This window comes from Micromonospora sp. CPCC 205546, assembly GCF_036902715.1.
In the GTDB taxonomy this organism is placed as follows: Bacteria; Actinomycetota; Actinomycetes; order Mycobacteriales; family Micromonosporaceae; genus Micromonospora.
In genome coordinates this window covers 1-20,863 of the sequence record NZ_JBAKHL010000050.1, presented here as the reverse complement: position 1 = coordinate 20,863, position 20,863 = coordinate 1, and the positions used below count along the sequence as shown (strand labels likewise).

20 protein-coding genes are annotated in these 20,863 nt (G+C 73.9%); 3 read left to right on the top strand and 17 right to left on the bottom strand.

Annotated elements, in window-relative coordinates:
- Position 1: 1 nt before the first annotated feature.
- The 7 genes from V6U77_RS21710 to truB all read right to left on the bottom strand — a co-directional run bounded on the left by V6U77_RS21710 (position 2) and on the right by truB (position 7,892).
- Complete coding sequence (locus V6U77_RS21710) at positions 2 to 499, bottom strand: GNAT family N-acetyltransferase (protein ID WP_334608336.1); 498 nt, start codon at positions 497 to 499, stop codon at positions 2 to 4.
- Between the two features lie 46 nt (positions 500 to 545).
- Complete coding sequence (gene dapB, locus V6U77_RS21705; protein WP_334608335.1) at positions 546 to 1,319, bottom strand: 4-hydroxy-tetrahydrodipicolinate reductase; 774 nt, start codon at positions 1,317 to 1,319, stop codon at positions 546 to 548.
- Between the two features lie 171 nt (positions 1,320 to 1,490).
- A complete protein-coding gene (locus V6U77_RS21700) occupies positions 1,491 to 2,915 on the bottom strand; it encodes a M16 family metallopeptidase (RefSeq protein ID WP_334608334.1) in 1,425 nt (474 codons plus the stop codon).
- A gap of 50 nt (positions 2,916 to 2,965) precedes the next feature.
- Complete coding sequence (locus V6U77_RS21695; protein WP_334608332.1) at positions 2,966 to 5,341, bottom strand: polyribonucleotide nucleotidyltransferase; 2,376 nt, start codon at positions 5,339 to 5,341, stop codon at positions 2,966 to 2,968.
- 226 nt (positions 5,342 to 5,567) lie between these two features.
- A complete protein-coding gene (gene rpsO / locus V6U77_RS21690) occupies positions 5,568 to 5,837 on the bottom strand; it encodes a 30S ribosomal protein S15 (RefSeq protein ID WP_121396038.1) in 270 nt (89 codons plus the stop codon).
- A gap of 182 nt (positions 5,838 to 6,019) precedes the next feature.
- Positions 6,020 to 6,949, bottom strand: a complete 930-nt coding sequence (locus tag V6U77_RS21685; RefSeq protein ID WP_334608330.1) for a bifunctional riboflavin kinase/FAD synthetase — start codon at positions 6,947 to 6,949, stop codon at positions 6,020 to 6,022.
- A gap of 58 nt (positions 6,950 to 7,007) precedes the next feature.
- Positions 7,008 to 7,892 (bottom strand): tRNA pseudouridine(55) synthase TruB, encoded by an 885-nt coding sequence (truB, locus tag V6U77_RS21680; RefSeq protein WP_334608329.1) that lies wholly within the window; start codon positions 7,890 to 7,892, stop codon positions 7,008 to 7,010.
- A 244-nt stretch (positions 7,893 to 8,136) separates the two neighbouring features.
- Here truB and V6U77_RS21675 point away from each other — a divergent pair, with 244 nt between their 5' ends.
- Entirely contained in the window at positions 8,137 to 8,448 is a 312-nt protein-coding gene (locus V6U77_RS21675; RefSeq protein ID WP_334608327.1) for a hypothetical protein, read from the top strand.
- Positions 8,449 to 8,457: 9 nt separating this feature from the next.
- Positions 8,458 to 9,576, top strand: coding sequence for a hypothetical protein (locus tag V6U77_RS21670; RefSeq protein ID WP_334608324.1), 1,119 nt, complete (start codon positions 8,458 to 8,460; stop codon positions 9,574 to 9,576).
- A 3-nt stretch (positions 9,577 to 9,579) separates the two neighbouring features.
- Here the strand turns inward: V6U77_RS21670 and V6U77_RS21665 are convergent, their stop codons facing one another.
- The 10 genes from V6U77_RS21665 to rimP form a co-directional block, all read right to left on the bottom strand.
- Positions 9,580 to 10,905, bottom strand: a complete 1,326-nt coding sequence (locus V6U77_RS21665) for an MATE family efflux transporter (RefSeq protein ID WP_334608322.1) — start codon at positions 10,903 to 10,905, stop codon at positions 9,580 to 9,582.
- A 1,311-nt stretch (positions 10,906 to 12,216) separates the two neighbouring features.
- Positions 12,217 to 12,426, bottom strand: a complete 210-nt coding sequence (locus tag V6U77_RS21660; RefSeq protein ID WP_334608377.1) for a DUF6186 family protein — start codon at positions 12,424 to 12,426, stop codon at positions 12,217 to 12,219.
- Positions 12,426 to 12,833, bottom strand: a complete 408-nt coding sequence (locus V6U77_RS21655) for a hypothetical protein (RefSeq protein WP_334608319.1) — start codon at positions 12,831 to 12,833, stop codon at positions 12,426 to 12,428. The genes V6U77_RS21660 and V6U77_RS21655 overlap by 1 nt, the downstream gene beginning before the upstream one ends.
- Before the next feature lie 87 nt (positions 12,834 to 12,920).
- Positions 12,921 to 13,898 carry a DHH family phosphoesterase gene (locus V6U77_RS21650; RefSeq protein ID WP_334608376.1) on the bottom strand — a complete coding sequence of 326 codons (978 nt, stop codon included), beginning with the start codon at positions 13,896 to 13,898 and terminating at the stop codon, positions 12,921 to 12,923.
- A 134-nt stretch (positions 13,899 to 14,032) separates the two neighbouring features.
- A complete protein-coding gene (rbfA, locus tag V6U77_RS21645; RefSeq protein ID WP_334608318.1) occupies positions 14,033 to 14,536 on the bottom strand; it encodes a 30S ribosome-binding factor RbfA in 504 nt (167 codons plus the stop codon).
- Positions 14,537 to 14,690: 154 nt separating this feature from the next.
- Positions 14,691 to 14,984: a DUF503 domain-containing protein gene (locus V6U77_RS21640; RefSeq protein ID WP_334608316.1), complete on the bottom strand. Its 294-nt coding sequence runs from the start codon at positions 14,982 to 14,984 to the stop codon at positions 14,691 to 14,693.
- Positions 14,985 to 15,071: 87 nt separating this feature from the next.
- Positions 15,072 to 18,080, bottom strand: a complete 3,009-nt coding sequence (gene infB, locus V6U77_RS21635; RefSeq protein ID WP_334608314.1) for a translation initiation factor IF-2 — start codon at positions 18,078 to 18,080, stop codon at positions 15,072 to 15,074.
- A 93-nt stretch (positions 18,081 to 18,173) separates the two neighbouring features.
- Positions 18,174 to 18,506: a YlxR family protein gene (locus V6U77_RS21630; protein WP_334608313.1), complete on the bottom strand. Its 333-nt coding sequence runs from the start codon at positions 18,504 to 18,506 to the stop codon at positions 18,174 to 18,176.
- A 16-nt stretch (positions 18,507 to 18,522) separates the two neighbouring features.
- Entirely contained in the window at positions 18,523 to 19,566 is a 1,044-nt protein-coding gene (nusA, locus tag V6U77_RS21625; protein ID WP_334608311.1) for a transcription termination factor NusA, read from the bottom strand.
- The gene (rimP, locus tag V6U77_RS21620; RefSeq protein WP_334608310.1) at positions 19,563 to 20,273 is read right to left on the bottom strand and encodes a ribosome maturation factor RimP; all 711 of its coding nucleotides are present in this window, start codon (positions 20,271 to 20,273) and stop codon (positions 19,563 to 19,565) included. Before rimP ends, nusA begins: the two co-directional genes overlap by 4 nt.
- A 171-nt stretch (positions 20,274 to 20,444) precedes the next feature.
- Here rimP and V6U77_RS21615 point away from each other — a divergent pair.
- On the top strand, positions 20,445 to 20,863 hold a 419-nt coding region (locus V6U77_RS21615; RefSeq protein WP_334608309.1), incomplete at its 3' end, for a hypothetical protein.

Here is a 20,863-nt window from a genome sequence, read left to right as displayed (position 1 = left end):
GTCAGGCGCGCGGCGGGCCCTGGGCGGGCGCAATGAGCTCGACGACCAGCTCGTCGTCCTCCATCGCCCCCGTGGGCACGAAGCCGAGGCTCGTGTAGAGGCGGGCGGCCTGGGCGTTGTCGGGGTGGTAGGAGAGCCGGACGGGGTGCCCGCCGCCGTCCTGGCCGCCGAGCCACCCGGCCAGGGTGCGCACGGCCGCCCGGCCGACGCCCCGGTCCTGCTGGGCCGCGTCGATCACCATGCCGCCGATCCAGCGGGACCCGTCGTCGTCGACGCCCCACATGACGTGCCCGGCGACGGTCTCGTCCGCGTACACCGCCAGCGAGGTCCACACGTCGGATCGCGTGGTCAGCAGCAGGTAGCGGGCGGCCAGCGCCGCGACCCACGCGCGCTGGTCGTCGCGCGGGGCGACATCGGCCACCGCCCGCCAGTTGCCGTCGTCCACGGGGCGCAGGGTGACCCGGCGCCCGGCCCGGTCGCAAAGTCCAGATTCGATCACCCGGGCAGCCTAGGGGCCGCCCGGGTGCTCCGCGAAGGGTTAACCGTCAGTCGAGCAGGGCGTCCAGGCCGACCGTCAGGCCGGGCCGGGTGCGCACCGCGCGGACGGCCAGCAGCACGCCCGGCATGAACGAGACCCGGTCGTACGAGTCGTGCCGGATGGTCAACGTCTCCCCCACCGTGCCGAAGATCACCTCCTGGTGGGCGACGAGCCCGGTGGCGCGCACGGCGTGCACGCGTACCCCGTCGATGTCGGCGCCCCGGGCGCCGGCGACCTCGTCCTTCGTGGCGTCCGGCACGGGGCCGAGCCCGGCCTCGGCGCGGGCGGCCGCGACCAGCCGCGCGGTGTGCGTGGCGGTGCCGCTGGGGGCGTCCAGCTTGCGGGGATGGTGCTGCTCGACGATCTCTACCGACTCGAAGTGCCGGGCGGCGCGGGCGGCGAACTGCATCATCAGCACCGCGCCGATGCCGAAGTTGGGGGCGATCACCACGCCCACCCCGGGCTTGTGGGCGAGCCAGCCGCGCACCTGCTCCAGCCGCTGCTCGGTGAAGCCGGTGGTGCCGACGACCGCGTTGATGCCCTGGTCGATGCACCAGTGCAGGTGGTCCATCACGACGTCGGGGGTGGTGAAGTCGACGACCACCTCGGCCCCGGCGTCGGACGCGGCGAAGAGGCCGTCGCCCTGGTCGACCATGGCCACCAGTTCCATGTCGGCGGCGGCGTCCACGGCCCGGCACACCTCGACGCCCATGCGCCCCCGGGCGCCCAGCACGCCGACCCGGATCAGCTCGTCCGGGCTCTTCTCCTGCTCGTCACTCACGGGGCACAACCTATCCCAATCGGGACGCGCGCATCCGGGCGGACCGTCAGCCGCCGGGAGACACCCACCCGAGCCCACCGCCACCCGCCGGCAGGCGCCCGTCCGGGCCGACCGCCCCCGCCGGGACGCGCATCCGGGCCGACCGGTGCGCGGCAGGAGCGCGGGGAGGGGTCAGCGGGCGGAGAAGTCGTCCGCGCCGAACGGGCCGACCACGGCCAGCGACATCGGCCGGCTCAGCAGCTCGGCGGCCAGGGTGTTAACGTCGGCCACGGTTACCGCGTCGACCCGGCCGAGCAGCTCGTCGACCGGCATCAGGTGGCCGTAGAGCAGCTCGCCCTTGGCCAGTCGGCTCATCCGCGAGCCGGTGTCCTCCAGGCCGAGCACGAACGAGCCCTTGCTCATCCCCTTGCCGCGGGCCACCTCGGCCTCGGTCAGGCCGTCGGCGGCCACCCGGGCGAGTTCCGCCCGGGTCAGCTCCAGCACCTCGTCGACCTTGCCGGGGGCGCAGCCGGCGTAGACGGCGAAGAGGCCGCTGTCGGCGTACTGGCTGGCGTAGGAGTAGACCGAGTAGGCCAGGCCGCGCCGCTCGCGGATCTCCTGGAACAGCCGGCTCGACATGCCGCCGCCGAGGATGTTGTTGAGCACGCCCAGGGCGAAGCGCCGCTCGTCGAGCCGGTCAATGCCGGGGCAGCCGAGGATGACGTGCGCCTGCTCGGTCTCCTTCGGCTCCACCAGCGTGGTGGCGGGCTTCGTGCGTACGGCCGGGGTGGCCGACCGGTGCGCCGCGGGCGTCGCCGGGTCGGTGTCCAGCGGCGTGCCGCGCAGCGCCTGGCGGACCAGCTTGACCACCGTGGCGTGGTCGAGGTTGCCGGCGGCGGCGACGACGATCCGCGGCGGCGTGTAGTGGCGGCGGTAGAAGCCCTGGATCTGCCGCCGGGTCATCGGCGTGACCGTCTCCTCGGTGCCGGAGATCAGCCGGCCCAGCGGGTGGTCGCCGTAGGCGGCGCGGGCGAAGAGGTCGTGCACCTCGTCACCGGGCTCGTCGTCGTGCATGGCGATCTCCTCGAGGATCACGCCCCGCTCGGTCTCCACGTCGGCCGGTTCCAGCACCGAGTCGGCGACCGCGTCGCACATCACGTCGATGGCCAGCGGCAGGTCCTCGTCCAGCACGCGGGCGTAGTAGCAGGTGTATTCCTTGGTGGTGAAGGCGTTGGTCTCGCCGCCCACCGCCTCGATCTCGGCGGAGATGTCCAGCGCGCTGCGCTTGTTGGTGCCCTTGAAGAGCAGGTGCTCCAGGAAGTGCGCCGCGCCGGCCTGCGGGCCGGTCTCGTCCCGCGAGCCGACCGCGACCCAGACGCCGAACGAGACGCTGCGCATCGCGGGGATCGCCTCGGTGAGCACGCGCAGCCCGCTGGGCAGCACGGTACGGCGTACCGTGCCGCCCAGCGGGTCGTCGCTGATGGTGCGGGTCACCGCCCGGGCGGCGCCGCCGGAGCGGGCCGCCCCGGCGCTGCGGTGCAGGGCCCCCGCGGGGCCCGGGACGGACGCCACCCCCCGTCGATCCGGCGGAAACGGCGCGCTGACGGCCCGACTCACGTGTTGCTCCAGATCGACGAGGGGTGGGTGATGCGATGTGGTGCGGTGCGTCAGCTGCGCCGGGTGCGGCGGCGCGGACGCTCGCCGCCCTCGCCGCCGCCCTCGCCGCGCTCGCCGCCGCCCGGGCCACGACCGCCCCGGTCGCCGCCGCGCTCACGGTCGCCCCGGTCACGCGGAGCCCGGTCGTCGCGGTCCCGGCCGGCCGGACGCTCGCCACCGGCGGCCTCGCCGGCGGCCGGCGCCTCGGCGCCCTCCGGGCGGACCTTGTCCAGGTAGATCTTGCCGCGGGCGTCGATGTCCGCGATCTCGACCTCGACCCGGTCGCCGACGTTGAGGAAGTCCTCGACCCGCTCGACCCGCTTGCCGTCGCCCACCTTGGAGATGTGCAGCAGGCCGTCGCGGCCCGGCAGCAGCGAGATGAACGCGCCGAACGCGGCGGTCTTGACCACCGTGCCGAGGAACCGCTCCCCGGCCTTCGGCAGCGTCGGGTTGGCGATCCCGTTGATCCGGTCGACCGCCGCCTGGGCCGACGGGCCGTTGGTGGCGCCGACGTAGATCGTGCCGTCGTCCTCGATGGAGATCTCGGCGCCGGTCTCGTCCTGGATCGCGTTGATGGTCTGCCCCTTCGGGCCGATCACCATGCCGATCTTGTCGACCGGGATCTTGACGGTGGTGACCCGCGGGGCGTACTCCGACATCTCGGCCGGGCCCTCGATCGCCGCCTGCATCACGCCGAGGATGGTCTGCCGGGCCTCGTACGCCTGCTGCAGCGCGGCGGCCAGCACGTCCGACGGGATACCGTTGAGCTTGGTGTCGAGCTGGAGCGCGGTGACGAACTCCGGCGTGCCGGCCACCTTGAAGTCCATGTCACCGAACGCGTCCTCGGCACCGAGGATGTCGGTCAGCGTCACGTACTGGGTCTTGCCGTCGACCTCGTCGGAGATGAGGCCCATGGCGATGCCGGCCACCGGCGCCTTCAGCGGCACACCGGCGGAGAGCAGGCCCAGCGTCGAGGCGCAGACCGAGCCCATCGAGGTGGAGCCGTTGGAGCCGAGCGCCTCGGAGACCTGCCGGATGGCGTACGGGAACTCCTCGCGCGACGGCAGCACCGGGATCAGCGCCCGCTCGGCGAGCGCGCCGTGGCCGATCTCGCGCCGCTTCGGCGAGCCGACCCGACCGGTCTCACCGGTCGAGTAGGGCGGGAAGTTGTAGTTGTGCATGTAGCGCTTGCGGTTCTCCGGGGACAGGGTGTCCACCATCTGCTCCATGCGCAGCATGTTCAGCGTGGTGACGCCCAGGATCTGGGTCTCGCCGCGCTCGAACAGCGCCGAGCCGTGCACCCGGGGCAGCACGCCGACCTCGGCGGTCAGCGGACGGATGTCGCGCGGGCCGCGGCCGTCGATGCGGACCTGCTCGCGCAGCACCCGGTTGCGCACCTCGGACTTGGTGAGCGACCGGAAGGCGGCGCCGAGCTCCTTCTCGCGGCCCTCGAAGCGGCCCCCGAGCTCCTCGTTGACCTTGGCCTTGATCCGGTCGAGGGCCTCCTCGCGGTCGGCCTTGCCGGCGATCTGGAGAGCCTCGGCGACCTCGGCGCGAGCCACGTCGGCCACGGCCTCGTAGACGTCGTCCTGGTAGTCGAGGAACACCGGGAACTCGGCGACGGGCTTGGCGGCCACCTCGGCCAGCTCGGCCTGCGCGCGGCACAGCTCGCGGATCGCCGGCTTCGCGGCCTCCAGGCCGCTGGCCACGATCTCCTCGGTCGGGACGGTCGCGCCGCCCGCGATCAGGGTCACGGCGTTCGGCGTCGCCTCGGCCTCGACCATCATGATCGCGACGTCGCCGTCCGGCAGCGAGCGGCCGGCCACGACCATGTCGAAGGTGGCCCGGGCCAGCTCCTCCAGGGTCGGGAAGGCGACCCACTGGCCGTCGATGTGCGCGACCCGGGTCGCCCCGATCGGGCCGGAGAACGGCAGGCCGGAGAGCTTGGTCGACATCGAGGCGGCGTTGATCGCCACGACGTCGTAGGGGTGCTGCGGGTCGAGCGCGAGGATGGTCTCGACGACCTGGACCTCGTTGCGCAGGCCCTTGACGAACGACGGGCGCAGCGGCCGGTCGATCAGCCGGCAGGTGAGGATCGCGTCCTCGCTGGGGCGGCCCTCGCGGCGGAAGAACGAGCCGGGGATGCGGCCCGCGGCGTACATCCGCTCCTCGACGTCGACGGTCAGCGGGAAGAAGTCGAACTGCTCCTTCGGCTGCTTGCCGGCGGTGGTGGCGGAGAGGACGACCGTCTCGCCGAGCTGGGCGACGACGGAGCCGGCGGCCTGACGGGCCAGCCGGCCGGTGGAGAAGGTGATCTCACGGGTGCCGAAGGACCCGTTGTCGATCACGGCGGTGCGGGATTCGGTGCCGAGGTTGGTCTCGGTCATGGTGCTGTCGTGCTCCTTCGCATCGGGGGCCCACGACGCGGGAAGCTGCTCAGACGGCCGGTCTTCGATCGAAGCGCCCGGGTGGCCGGCGGGATGCCGGGGTGCCCGGGGGCCACTACCGGAGACCGGTACGCTGACCGGCTCCCTTCTCGGGTGGTCGCGCGGCCCGGTTTTCGTGTGGTGGCGGAGCGGGGGAGCGGCCCGGTCGGGCCGCTCCCCCGTCACGTCACCGGCGCAGACCGAGCCGCTCGATGAGCGACCGGTAGCGGTTGATGTCCTTCTTCTGGACGTAGTTGAGCAGCCGACGGCGACGGCCGACCAGCAGCAGCAGCCCACGGCGGCTGTGGTGGTCGTGCTTGTGCACCTTCAGGTGCTCGGTCAGCTCGGCGATCCGCTTGGTGAGGACCGCGACCTGCACCTCCGGCGAACCGGTGTCGCCGTCGGCGGTCGCGTACTCCGCGCGGATCTTGGCCTTGGCTTCCTGGTCGAGCGCCATGTTCTCCCTGTTTCGTGGGTGGTTCGATGATGTCCGTCGGATCGGTCTGCGGACCGGAAACGGACCGGTACCTCGCACCCGCGGCGTCGTGCAGGCACGCGAGGCCCCACGTCGGTCAGCCGACGTCCCCGCCAGACTACCAGCCCGGCAGGGCGACGGCCTGTCAAGGGCCGCGACGCGGGTCAGCCGAGCACGCGCCGGGTCCGCTCGACGTCCTGGTTCATCTGGGCGATCAACGGCTCGATCGCGTCGTAGCGGATCTGCCCGCGCAGGTGCGCCACGAAGTCCAGCGCCAGCCGCTCGCCGTAGAGGTCGCCGGTGAAGTCGAGCACGTACGCCTCCACCCGCCGCTCCCGGCCAGAGAACGTCGGGTTGGTGCCGACCGACACCGCCGCCGCCATGGTGTCGGCGTGGCCCCGGCGCACCAGCCGGGCGGCGTAGACGCCGTCGGCGGGGATCGCCGCGTACCGGTGGCAGAGCAGGTTGGCGGTGGGGAAGCCCAGCTCGCGGCCGCGCTGGTCGCCGCGGACCACCACGCCCTCCACCCGGTGCGGGCGGCCGAGCGCGGCGGCGGCGGCCGTCACGTCACCGGCGTCGACGCAGGAGCGGATGTACGTGGAGGAGTAGACCGTGCCCGCCTCGGCGACCAGCGGCGCCCCCTCGACGGCGAAGCCGAAGGTGCGGCCGAGCCGCTCCAGCAGCGCCACGTCGCCGGCGGCCTTGTGTCCGAAGCGGAAGTTGTCGCCCACCACGACCAGGGCGGCGTGCAGGTGTTCGACCAGGATGTCGTGCACGAACGCCTCGGCGGGCAGCCGGGAGAACTCCGGGGTGAACGGCACCACGCAGAGCACGTCCACGCCGAGCGCCTCGATCAGTTCGGCCTTGCGGTTGGTCTCGGTGAGCACCGCCGGGTGCGAGCCGGGGCGCACCACCTCGGCCGGGTGCGGGTCGAAGGTGACCACCACCGACTGCACGCCCAGCTCGCGGGCCCGGGACACGGCGTGCCCGATGGTCGCCTGGTGCCCCTTGTGCACGCCGTCGAAGACGCCGATGGTGACGACCGACCGCCCCCAGCCGCCGGGCGCCGCGTCGTACCCCCGCCACCGCTGCATGCCGCTCCTCCCCTGCCTCTCCGGCGGCCCGCGCCGGCCCGCCGGTCCTCCACCCCCGTCAGGCGGGGGCGAGCACGATCTCCGCGCGGGCCCGGCCGTCCCGCTCGCTGACGATAGCGATCAGCCCGCCGTCGGGACCGAAGACCGCGTAGGGGCCGGTGATTCCCGCCGGGTCGAGCGGCCCGCCGTGGGAGAGCACCTTCGCCTCGTCGGCGCCGGCGTCGCGGCGCGGGAAGAACCGTCCGGCCGCCGCCGCGAGCGGCAGGCCCACCACCTCGGGGGCGCGCTGCTCCAACTCGTCGAGGGTGGCGGTCTCCGCGAGGGCGAAGTTCCCGACGGCGGTACGGCGCAGCGCCGTCAGGTGCCCGCCGACCCCGAGCGCCAGGCCCGCGTCCCGGGCGATCGCCCGGATGTACGTGCCGGAGGAGCAGGTCACGTCGATGTCCACGTCGACGACGTCCGGCACGTCGCGGCGTACCGCCAGCAGCTCCAGCCGGGACACGGTGACCCGCCGGGCGGGCAGCTCGACGCTCTCCCCCTCGCGCACCCGCTTGTACGCCCGCTGCCCGTCGACCTTGATGGCGCTGACCGCGCTCGGCACCTGGTCGATCTCGCCGGTCAGCGCGCTCAGCGCGACCCGGACCCCCTCGTCGGTGACCTGGCCGGCCGGGGTGGTCGCGATCACGTCGCCCTCGGCGTCGTCGGTGACGGTGGCCTGGCCGAGCCGCACGGTGGCCGTGTAGCTCTTGTGCGCGCCGATCACGTAGGTGAGCAGGCGGGTGGCCCGCCCGACCCCGATCACCAGGACGCCGGTGGCCATCGGGTCGAGGGTGCCCCCGTGTCCCACCCGCCGGGTCCGCGCCAGGCGGCGGATGCGCGCCACCACGTCGTGCGACGTCATGCCGCCGGGCTTGTCGACCACGATCAGACCGTCTGTGCTCACGACACCCAAGCCTGCCAGACCCGCCCGGACGCCCCGCCGCCGCCGTACGTCCGGTCGGTCGCTCCTGGACCGGTCGGGTAGTTTTCCGCCTCCGGGATCGGGCGGGAGCACGCCGTCGCCTGGCAGGTGCAAAGATCGCTCCCCCCCCCTCCGCGTACCCACCCCTGGATGACCCATGAGCACCAGCTCCGAGCACCTCGGACAGGCAGCCCGGCCGCAGCCTGAGCCCACGAGACCACCGGCCGTGGCGGCACCAGAGCCCGCCGGGACGTCGCCCGCCCATGAACACCGCGCCCGCGTCGACCTGCCGGAGTGGATGCGTAACCCCACGCCGCCACGACGGACTCCCGGCCGCGTCGCCGCGGAACTCCTCGATCGGCTGCCGGTGCTGCGCGCCGCCCGCCGGTCGCTGTGGCGGCGGCACGACCCCACCCAGCGGACGGAGTCCCGCCCGGTGGTCACGGTGGTCGTGTTCCTCGCCACCGTGACGGGGACGATCGCCCTGGTCGGCTGGTTCTTCTACTGGCTGTACCTGAGCCTGCGCGACACGATCTGACGGGACACGATGGACACCGATCCGCCCACCGCCGGTTCCGAGCTCGCCGGTCGGGTACCGCCGGCCGACCGGCACCAACCGGCCGGACAACTCCCCCCGGCTGCCCTGACGCCGCCCGTCGGCGCGACACCGGCCGCCGACCAGGCACCTCCCGCCAATGGCGTCGAGGGCCGACGGGATGTCGCATTCGCCGAGGTGGAGCAGGTCAGCCTGCCCGATTGGATGCGGTCGATGGGCGCCGAGCACCAGCCGGCCGGGCTGGACAGGATGCGCTTCTTCTGGGCCAGGCACAACGGCCCGCTCACGGTCGGTGTCGCGCTCGCGCTCGCGCTGCTGATGCTCGGCGCGGGCGGATGGATGGTCGTCCGGGTGGGCGAGGGGCTTCGGGCCGCGACCGCCGCGCCGACGCCGAGCGCATCGCCCGAGCCGACCAGCGCCGTCGGCACCCCACGCGATCTCTTCGCCGGTACCCCGGCGGCGTCCTTCGCCCGTCGGGAGGAGGCGATCGTCCTGCCGGCGGCCACCGCCAAGGGCCCGTTCGACAGGATCCAGGTGCGGGCCGCGCTCGACTCGGTACGGAAGGCGCTCATCGAGAGCCGGCTGGAGACCGCGATGCTGGTCGGCGACATCGAACCCTTCCTCGGCCTGCTGGCGCCGGACTCCCGCGCGGAGATGCGGCCGCACTTCGACAACGCCCGCTTCCTGCACGTCGCCACGAGGATGGAATCCCGGGCGGACTGGGAGTACGACATCCGCGCGCAGGGACGGATCAGCTACCGCGCCAGGACGGTGGCCGGGGTCCGCCTGCTGGAGGTGACCACCGAGTTCGTCTGGGCGTACCCGTTCGACGTGATGCGCCGCGCACCGGCCGGCGCCGGCCTGGTGGCAGTCCGCGACCGGGTGGTCTGGCAGGTGCCTCACCCGAAGGACGTTCCGGCGTCGTCGCGAGGGCTCTGGCTGGCCTCCGCGAGGGCCGTCACCTGGAACGCCGACTGCGCCTGGTTGCGCGACGGCTGGCTGAACGTGATGCAGTGGCTGCCGGACCTGCACGGCCCTCGCGTGCCGGGCGGTGATCCGGGCGACTTCTTCGACCTGGCCGCCCCGATGACGACCACCTCGAGGTGCTGAGGCTCAGCGCACCGCGCCGACCACGGCCCAGCCCCCGGAGCGCAGCCGCAGCAGCAGCGCGACCAGCCGGATCACCACGAACAGCGTGAGCCCCGCCCAGATGCCGCCGAGCCCGAGGTCGAGCCCGTAGGCCAGCCAGATCGCGGGCAGGAAGCCGCCGAGCGCGGCCACGATGGTGAGGTTGCGCAGGTAGCGGACGTCCCCGGCGCCGATGAGCACACCGTCGAGGGCGAACACCACACCCGCCAGCGGCAGCATCGCCACGAACCACGGCCAGGCGAGCATGGCCTGCTCGCGTACCTGCGGATCGGAGCTGAACCAGCCGGGGACCACGCCGGCGCCGGCGGCGACGAGCACGGCGAACCCGACGCCGCAGACGCCGCCGAGCAGCCCGATCCGGCGCGCCAGGTCCCGGGCGGCGGCGTCGTCGCCGGCCCCGAGGGCGGCGCCGACCAGGGACTGGGCGGCGATGGCGAGCGCGTCGAGCACGAGCGCGGTGAAGAACCACAGTTGCAGGGCGATCTGGTGCGCGCCCACGGCGGCGGCCCCGAAGCGGGCGGCGACGGCGGTGGCGGAGAGGAAGCTGGCCTGGAACGCGACGCCCCGGATCAGCAGGTCCCGGCTGAGCGCCAGCTGCTGCCCGATCAGCCGGGGCCGGGGCCGCAGCGAGACCCGTTCGGCGATCAGCGCCCCGGCGAAGAGCGCCCCGCAGATGGTCTGGGCGACCACGTTGGCCACGGCGGAGCCGACCAGGCCCAGCCCGACCGGATAGACCAGCAGCGGGCAGAGCACGGCGGAGAGCACGTTCGGACCGAGCACGAAAACCAGCGGGCGGCGCATGTCCTGCACGCCGCGCAGCCAGCCGTTGCCGGCGGCGGCGAGCAGCAGGCCGGGCGCGCCGAGCGCCGCGACCCGCAGCCACTGCGCGGCGGCGTCGGCCACCTCGCCGGGGCCTCCGGCGAGCGTACGCGCCAACGCCCCGCCGCCGACCTGCATGCCGAGCGCGACCAGCACCCCCACCCCGAGGGCCAGCCAGGACGCCTGGACGCCCTCGGCGACGGCGGACGCCCGGTCGCCCGCCCCGAACCGTCGGGCCGACCGCCCCGTGGTGCCGTACGCGACGACCGTGCCGAGCCAGGCGATGAGTGTCAGCACCGTCCCACCGACGGCCAGGGCGGCCAGCGGCACCCGGCCGAGGTGCCCCACCACCGCCGTGTCCACGAGCACGTAGATCGGTTCGGCGGCCAGCACCACCAACGCCGGCAGGGCCAGCGCGGCGATCCGGCGGGGCGTGGCGGCCCGGGGCTCGAGGACGACGGATTGGCTCATCGCCGCCGATCCTGGCATCCCTCGGTAAGGATCGCAAGCGTGCCGATCACTTACCGGCAGCCGGCCTGGCCGGTACGCCGAATTGGACAGCCCGATGTCGGGATCGACAGGACGACGATCACGGCACCGACGGAAGGGCGCCCCCGAAGAGCACCGGCACCGGCGACTTCCCGACGAGCCGGGCCGCGAGCAGCACGGCGGTGAGCGGCTGCGCCGGGGCGGACGACATGGCGGCGCCGGTGCCGGTGCAGACCGGCGCGGCACCGGGCGCGTGCGGGGCGATCCCGACGGCAGCCGGGCATGAGCGGGGCGATCCCGACGGAACAGCCGGGCACGAGCGGGGCGATCCCGATAGAACAGCCGGGCACGACCGGGGCGATCGCGGCGGGCAGCCGGGCGCCGGGACCGGCGCGGGGGGCGGCAAAGCGGGTAGGAGGAGCCCGATGTGGCCGGGCGTCCGACGTCGCCGGGCGTCCGGCGGAGGGTCGGGACGGGTCCGGGGGCCGCCGTACGCCCGGCGGCGGCGCAGCACCCCGGCGAGGCAGCGCGGCCAGATCAGATCGCGGCGGACCGGCAGCGCGGCCGGATCAGGTCGCGGCGGACCGGCAGCGCGGCCGGATCAGGTCGCCCCGGCGAGGCAGCGCGGCCAGATCAGGTCGCGCCGGACCGGCAGCGCGGCCTGATCAGGTCGCGGCGGACCGGCAGGTGGGCGCGGCGAGGCGCGGGTCGAGCGGGCGCCGTGGTGGCCGCCCGTCACTCCGGACGGGCGGGCGTGCGGCGCGAGTCCGTCGGCCGTCTCGGCGAGGATCGTCCCGACGGGGTCGGACGGGAGATGACGCTGCCGGCGCGTGCGCCGACAGCGTCATCTCCGGTCGGCGTGGGTCACTGACGGGTGTCCATGGAGGTCTGCAGCGCGCGGCGGATCTGCTCACGGGCCTCGTCGGTGGTCTGCGGCTTGGGCTTGCTCGGCATGGTGGTCCCCTTCCAGGGCGTGGGCCGCCGACGGACGGCAGCCCTCACGGGCGGTCGTGCTGAGCGCCCGTCAGCGGTCCGGGGTCACCGGAGCGGCTGGTGGGCAGCGTGAGCCCGGGTCGATCGACCCTGCAGGGGGGCGCCGCCGGGTGTGGTGACACCGCCCACGGTCAGCGCCGCCACACGACGCCGACCGATTCCCAAGCTATCGTTCAGTTCCACATGCTGCCCGCCTTTCCCGCGATTTGGACTCACGTCCGGAGCCGTCGACCGTCGGGAGCCCCGGACGTGGGCGCGGTCGCCGCCGTTGCGGCCGGCACGGGGGCGGTGGACGCCCAGTCAGCGGGCCAGGAAGTGCCAGCCCAGCCACCACCAGAAGCCGAACAGCCCGATCCGGCCGACCGGCACCTGGCCCACCTCGTAGCGCATCACGTAGGCGCAGATTTCGCCCAGCGTGGGGATCCGGGAGCCCTCCCGCCGGGCCGCCCACTCGACGACGGCGAAGAGCACCAGGGAGACCAGGAAACCACCGATGGCCAGCGTCCGCATCATCGCCGCACCAGTCCCCAGAACGCCGACAGCCAGCCCAGCCACGCCGCCGAGCGGACCAGCCGGTCCTCCAGCAGTGGATCGGCCAGCCGCGAGAAGGTGGGAAAGTCGTCACCCGCCGCCAGCACGAACGTGGCCCCCTCGAAGACCCCGAAGACCACCACCGGCAGGGCCCACCAGGCAGCCGAGGTGCCCAGCCGGCGCGGCGCGGGCCGCCGGGGCACCCGGTTGCTCAGGCCCAGCCAGATCAGCACCCCGCCGGTGCCGAGGGTCCAGAGATTGGCCTCGGTCGAGAAGGACGGGAACCGGCCGCCGACCAGGGAGAGGCAGACGAGCACCGGCACGGTGACGGCGGGACGGTCCCAGGCGCGGGGCGCCTCGACGGCGAGGTCGTGGGGCTGTTCCATCCCGCGATTCTCCCCGTACTCGCGGGAACCGGGAAGACGGACACTCCCCGGGCTCACCCTGATCTTCCCGTCCCGGCCCGTGCCGATTCAGTCCCGGCGGGCTCCGGTCAGCGCACCGTCGAGCTCCGCGCGGATCCGGTCGACGACCTCGTCGACCGTCCCGCAACCGGTGAAGCCGGCGGCGAAGCGGTGCCCACCACCACCCAGCGCGACCGCCACCCGGCTGACGTCGACCGCACCCTTGCTACGCATCGACACCGCCCAGTCGCCGGCGGGCGTCTGCTTGACCACGCAGCTCACGTCGGCCTCGGCCGTGCACCGGACCGAGTCGATCAACGCCTCCAGCACGTACGGCCGCTGGTCGTGGCGGGCCAGGTCGTCCTGGGTCGCGTACGTCCACACCAGACCGTGCCCGGCCGCCCTCGCGGGTTCCAGGCGGGCCCGGCCGAGCACCTCGCCGAAGAGGCGGACGGCGCCGAACGGCCGCGTGTCGAAGATCCGCCGGGAGATCTCACCGGGGCGGATGCCGGTGGCCAGCAGACGGGCCGCGAGCTGGTGCACCGCCGGGGTGGTCGCCTCGAACCGGAACGAGCCGGTGTCGGTGCTCAGTGCGACGTAGAGGCATTCCGCGATGCCGACGTCCAGCGGGACGTCGAGGCGGGCGAGCAGCTCCTCGGCGACCACCGAGGTGGCCGCCGCGTGCGGGTCCACCAGGTTGATCCGGCCGAATCGGGTGTTCGACGCGTGATGGTCGAGCACCAGCGCGGCGCGGGCGGTCTCCAGCCGGTCGACCAGTTCGCCGAGGCGCGACTCGCTGGCCGCGTCGAAGCAGACGACCAGGTCCGGGTCCGGATACGCCTCGGTGGCCGGCACCAGCAGGTCGAGCCCGGGCAGCCCCCGGAACGGCTCCGGCACCTCCGGCGGGCCGGGGAAGGTCGCCTGCATCCGCCGGACACCGAGGCGGCGCAGCCCGAGCCCGAAGCCGAGCATGCTGCCCAGCGCGTCCCCGTCGGGGTTGACGTGGCAGATCAGCAGCACCCGCCCGTCGGGCGGCAGGGCCCGCACGGCCGCGACGGCGGCGGCCCAGTCGGCCTCGACGGGTCCGGTGCCGACCGGGGGCGCCGCCTCGGCCGGATCGGGGGCGACCGGGGACGCCTCCCCGGCGAGGGCACCACCGGTCGGAGCGCCGGAGGGCTCGGTCACCTCGGGTCCCCGCCCCGGGGCGGGGTCTCGTCGGCGTCGGAGTCGTCGCGCGCCTCGTCGGCGTCGACGTCGGCGTCCTCGTCCTCCTCCAGCCGGTACGGCTGGGGCTCGCCCGCGTACTCGGCCCGGGCCGCGAGCCGCTGCACCTCGGCGTCGGCGTTGCGGGCCTGGGCGAGCAGGTCGTCGATGTGCTTGACCTGATCCTGCACGTCGTCCAGGACGAAGGTCAGCGTCGGCGAGTGGCGCAGCCCGAGGGCCTTGCCGACCGTGCTGCGCAGCATGCCCTTGGCGCTCTCCAGCGCCGCCGCCGTGCCCGCCTGGGCCGCCGTGTCGCCGAGCACCGTGTAGAAGACGGTCGCGTCGCGCAGGTCGGCGGTGATCCGGGCGTCGGTGATCGTGATCATGCCGAGCCGGGGGTCCTTGATCTGGCTGCGCACCACCGACGCGACCAGTTCACGCACCCGCTCCGCGTGCCGGCGTACCTTGGCCGGATCCGACATCTCGCCACCTCCACGGTGTCCTGCTCCCGGCCGCGCTCCGGCGACGCGGAGCGCCCCGGAGCCGACGGCCCAACCATTCGAACACTACCCGCGCGGCCACCCGCGCCGCGCGGCGCCGGCTGCCTGCCGGCCTCCGGCGGACGGGCGCCGCCGGTCAGTCCTCTTCGCCGTACAGCCGCCGGCGCACCGAGAGCAACTCGGTCTCCGGCCTGGCGGCCACCAGGCGCTCGCAGGAGTCCAGCACCTCGCGGACGTGCGACGCCTCGGCGGCCACCACGGCCACGGCTATCTCGGCCCGACCGTGCAGGTCGAGCGCTCCCACTTCGGCGGCCGAGACCTCGAAGCGGCGCAGCGCCGCCACGATCGGCCGTACGTATGATCTCTTGGCCTTGAGCGACCGGGAGTCGCCCGGCAGCAGCAGGTCGAAGACCGCGGTTCCGGTGAACATCGCCCCGGACGATACCCGCACCGCCCCCCACATGATCAAGGGGTTTACGCCTCGCGGCGTAAACCCCTCGATCAGTGGTTCAGCGGATCAGGAGCGAACCTTCTCCCGCATCTCGAAGGTCTCGATGACGTCGCCGACCTGGACGTTGTTGTAACCACCCAGGGTCAGACCACACTCGAAGCCCTCGCGCACCTCCGTGGCGTCGTCCTTGAACCGCTTGAGCGAGCTGACGGTGAGGTTGTCCGCCACCACCGACCCGTCCCGCAGCAGGCGCGCCTTGGCGTTGCGCCGGATGATGCCCGACCGGACGATGCAACCGGAGATGTTGCCGATCTTGGAGGAGCGGAAGACGTCGCGGATCTCCGCGGTGCCCAGCTCGACCTCCTCGTACTCCGGCTTGAGCAGGCCCTTGAGCGCCGCCTCGATCTCCTCGATGGCCTGGTAGATCACGGTGTAGTACCGGATCTCCACGCCCTCGCGGTCGGCGATCTCACGGACCTTGTTGGCGGCCCGCACGTTGAAGCCGATGATCGTGACCGCCTCGGACGAGGCGCTCGCGAGCATGACGTCGCTCTCGGTGATGGCACCCACGCCCCGGTGGATGATCCTGAGCTGGACCTCCTCCGGGATGTCGAGGTTGAACAGCGCGTCCTCGAGGGCCTCCACCGAACCGGAGACGTCGCCCTTGAGCACCAGGTTGAGCGAGGTCTTCTCGCCCTCCTTGAGCTGCTCCATGAGCGTCTCGAGGGTGGCCCGGCCGCGGGAGTTGGCGAAGGACGCCGCCCGCCGCCGTGCCTGCCGCTGCTCGGCGATCTGCCGCACCGTGCGGTCGTCCGCAGCGGCGAGGAACGTGTCGCCGGCACCCGGCACCGCGGTCAGACCGAGCACCAGGACCGGACGGGCCGGACCAGCCTCGGCGACCTGGTTGCCGTTCTCGTCGAGCATCGCCCGGACCCGGCCGTGCGCCCCGCCGGCGACGATGGAGTCGCCCGCCCGCAGGGTGCCCTTCTGCACCAGCACCGTCGCCACCGCGCCGCGGCCCTTGTCCAGGTGCGCCTCGATGGCCACACCCTGCGCCGGCCCGTCGATCGGAGCGGTCAGCTCCAGCGACGCGTCGGCGGTCAGCAGGACCGCCTCGAGCAGCTCGTCGATGCCGATGCCCGGCTTCGCCGCCACGTTGACGAACATGGTGTCGCCGCCGTACTCCTCGGCGACCAGGCCGTACTCGGTCAGCTGCTGGCGGACCTTGTCGGGGTTCGCCTCCGGCTTGTCGACCTTGTTGACCGCCACCACGATCGGCACGTCGGCCGCCTTGGCGTGGTTCAGCGCCTCGATCGTCTGCGGCATGACGCCGTCGTCGGCCGCGACGACCAGCACCACGATGTCGGTGACCTGGGCACCACGGGCACGCATGGCGGTGAACGCCTCGTGACCCGGGGTGTCGATGAAGGTCACCGCGCGGTCCTCGCCCTCGTGCGGCACGTGGACCTGGTAGGCACCGATGTGCTGGGTGATGCCACCCGCCTCGCCGGCCACGACGTTCGCCTTGCGGATCGCGTCGAGCAGCTTGGTCTTACCGTGGTCGACGTGACCCATGACGGTCACGACCGGCGCACGGCTGACCAGGCGGTCCTCCGCGATCTCGGCGTCGAGGTCGATGTTGAACTGCGCGAGCAGCTCGCGGTCCTCGTCCTCCGGGCTGACGATCTGCACATCGAAGCCGAGGTGCTCACCCAGCAGCAGCAGGGTCTCGTCGGAGCAGGACTGGGTCGCCGTGACCATCTCGCCCAGGTTGAACATCTCCTGGACCAGCGAACCCGGGTTGGCGTTGATCCTGTCGGCGAAGTCCGACAGCGAGGCGCCACGGGACAGCCGGACGACCTGACCCTGACCCCGGGGTGCACCCGAGCTCATGGTCGGGGCCGACAGGTTGTCGAACTCCTGTCTGCGCTGCTTCTTGGACTTGCGACCGCGCGTCGGCCGGCCACCCGGACGCCCGAAGGCACCCGCGGCACCGCCGCCACGGCCACGACCGCCGCCACCGGGGCGACCGCCGCCACCGGCGGGAGCACCCGGACGGAAACCGCCGCCCGGAGCACCGCCGCCGCCACCGGGACCGCCACGGTAGCCACCGCCACCGCCGCCGCCACCGGGACCGCCGCGGAAGCCACCGCCACCGCCGCCACCACCGGGACCGCCGCGGAAGCCACCGCCACCGCCGCCACCACCGGGACGACCCGCGCCGCCACCGGGGCCGCGACCGGCACCACCGGGGCCGGGGCGACCGGTGGCGGGACGCTGGCTCGGCATGGACGCCGGGCTCGGACGGGGCGGCATGGAGGCCGGGCTCGGGCGCGGCGGCATGCCGGCCGGGCTGGGCCGGGGACCACCCGCACCGGCGGCCGGAGGCCGCTGCTGCTGCTGGCTGCCCTGGATGCCGAACGGGTTGTTACCGGCGCCGCGCGCCGGCGGACGTCCGCCCGGACGGCCACCCGGGCCCGGTGCCGGGGCGCCGGGACGACCGGCGGCCGGGGAACCCGGGCGGGGCGGCATGGCACCGGGACCCGGTCGGGGACCGGGACGGTTGCCACCGTCCGCCGGGGGTTCCCGACGGACGTTCTCACGCTGCTGCTGCCGAGCGGCCTGGGCGGCCTTGACCGCCGCCTCCTGCTCGGCCTTCAGCGCGGCGGCACGCGCCTCGGCGGCCGCCACCTCGATGTCGTGGGCACTCGCCGGCTTGGCGACCGGGGCCGCGGGCTGCGGCGGACCGGGCACCGGACCCTTGGGCTTCGGGCCGGGCGTCGGCGCGGCCGGCCGCCGGGGCGGCATCGGCTTGGCCGAGACCCGGGGTCCGCCGGGGGCCGGGGAGGTCGTCGGGGTCGGGGTCGCCGCCGGGGCGGCCGCCGGTGGGGCGGCCGGTGCCGGAGATCCGGCGGAGGCGACGAACGCGCTGCGCAGCCGTCGGGCGACGGGCGCCTCGACGGTGCTGGACGCGGACTTCACGAACTCGCCCATCTCCTTGAGCTTGGCGAGAACGGTCTTGCTTTCGACCCCGAGCTCTTTTGCAAGCTCGTGTACGCGGGCCTTACCTGCCACTGCACTCCTCACTCCGAGGTCGTGCGGGCAGTACCCGCAGCGACCTCACTCGTGCACTTGAAGCCTGGTCATTTCAGGGACTTCATCGTGTGCTCATGTCGGTCGTCCTACCCTGCTAGCGACCCTCGCCCGGTCGGGCTGACCGGACGTAGTGGTTGGCGCATCGACGTGCTCCGCGAGCTCACCGTGGTCGGGGACCCCGCTGATGCGCAGCGCGCGCCCAAAAGCGCGTCGCCGCACCGCTTGCGCGAAGCAGGCCGGATCCGGGTGCATGTTCGCTCCCCGACCCGGCAGCCTGCGGGCCGGATCGGGCCGAAGGCTGTGACCAGCCTCGTCGCCGACCGCGACGATCCGCAGCAATTCGCTGGCCGGCGCACGTCGCCGGCAGCCCACACAGGTGCGCTCCGGCAGCGCGCGTCGTACCACTGGAGAAAGTCTACCCCTAGGTGCCCGAGATCGCGCCGCCCGGTTCGGGGACGTGATCAGCCCCGCCCCGGCCGGTGGCACCAGGTTGCTCGGCGTCGGACCGAATGTCGATCCGCCAACCGGTCAACCGGGCAGCAAGTCGGGCGTTCTGCCCCTCCCTGCCGATCGCGAGGGAGAGCTGGAAGTCCGGAACGGTGACCCGGGCGGTGCGGCTGGCCAGGTCGACGACCTCGACGCGCAGGGCCTTGGCCGGCGACAGGGCGTTGCCGACGAACGTCGCCGGGTCGTCCGACCAGTCGATGATGTCGATCTTCTCGCCGTGCAACTCGCTCATCACGGCACGTACGCGCTGCCCCATCGGCCCGATGCACGCGCCCTTGGCGTTGACGCCCTGGGTGGTGGAGCGGACCGCGATCTTCGTACGGTGACCTGCCTCACGTGCGATCGCACCGATCTCGACCGTGCCGTCGGCGATCTCCGGCACCTCGAGCGCGAAGAGCTTCTTGACCAGCGCCGGATGCGACCGGGAGAGGGTGATCTGCGGGCCCCGCATCCCCTTGGCCACGTGCACCACCACGCAGCGGATCCGCTCGCCGTGGGCGTAACGCTCCCCCGGCACCTGCTCGGACTGAGGCAGCACGCCCTCCAGCTTGCCGAGGTCGACGCTGACGATGCCCTTCTCGCTGCGGGCCTCGTGCGCCTGCACCACGCCGGTGACCAGGTCGCCGTCGCGGCCGACGTACTCGCCGAAGTGCACCTCGTCGGTGGCCTCCCGCAGCCGCTGGAGGATCACCTGCTTGGCGGTCATGGCGGCGATCCGGCCGAAGTCGTGCGGGGTGTCGTCCCACTCCCGCACCACGCTGCCGTCGCCGTCCAGCTCCTGCGCGTAGACCATGGCCGCGCCGGACCTGCGGTCGATCTCCACCCGGGCGTGCGATTCCGCACCCTCGGTGTGCCGGTAGGCGGTCAGCAGCGCGGTCTCGATCGCCGCGAGGATCGTGTCGAACGGGATCTCCCGCTCGCGCTCGAGTGCGCGCAGCGCCGCGAGGTCGATGTTCACCTCTCCTCGTCCTCCACATCATCTTCGTCGTCGAAGTCGTCGGTGTCGTCGGTGTCGTCCATGTCGTCGGGTTCGTCCGCCTCCTCGATCTCACCGAGGCGGTGGAACTCGACCTGCACCCGGCCGGGGCCGAGCGCGGCGTACGCCCACGCGGCCCGGCCGATGTCGGTCTCCAGCACGACGCGCTCGTCGTCGGCCTCGACCACCCGGCCGGTGACCTGCCGGTCGCCGTTGGGCTGCCCGTCGGGCCGGTCGGACGGGGCGCCCGCGCCGCGGGCCGTCACCTTCACCAGCCGGCCGACGTTGCGCCGCCAGTGTCGCGGCAGGGTGAGCGGCCGGTCCACGCCGGGGGAGCTGACCTCCAGCTGGTACTCCCCGGCGACGATGTCGCCCGCGGCCTCCTCGGCGGCGTCGAGGGCCGCGGAGACGGCGCGGGAGACCTCGGCGACGGCGTCCAGGTTGACCCCGCCGTCGGCGTCCACGATCACCCGCACCACGTGCCGCCGGCCGGCCCGGGAGACGGAGAGCTCCTCCAGGTCGTAACCGGCGCCGGTGACCACCGGCTCGATCACCTCGCGCAGGCGGGCCCGCCGGGCGGCGAGGTCGCCGCGCGGGCCACCGGCACGCTCCCCGCCCCTGGGGGCGTCGGCGCGTCGGGGCCTGCCCGCCGGTCCCGTCGACCTCGTGGCACGGCCACGCTGCGTCATCTCCGCACCCTCCTGCTGATCGACGGCACCTGTCGGCCGCCATGCCGGCACGCCACCGGAGCTGACGCGCCGGTGGCTGCGCAGAGCGTAACGCGCCTGCCGGGCGGCGGGCCGGGCGGCGCACCGACGCCGGTGGCCCACGTACGGCCGGCGATGGTGTTGACTTGTCCGGTGGCGACGGCCAGAACGACACGACACGACGCGGCGACCGGGCATTCCCGGCGGAAGATGCTGCGCGCCGGGGCCCTCCTGGCGTTTGGCGGGGCGGCGGCGCCGCTGACCGGCTGCGGTCTCCTCGACCGCGACGACGACCCCACCCCGGGGCCCGACCCGCTCACGCCGCTGCTCGACGAGGCGCTCCGACTCGCCGCCGGGCACCGCGACGCCGCCGCCGCGCATCCCACGCTCGCCGGCCTGCTCGCCCCGATCGCCGAGGCGCACCGCGCACACGCCGCCGAACTCGCCCGGCTCGTCGGCGTACCGCTGCCCTCGACGTCCGCCACGGCGGGGCCCGCCGCGCCCGGCGACCGGGCGGCGGCCCGGGCCGCGCTGCGCGAGGGCGAACGCGCCGGCCGGGAGACGGCGACCAG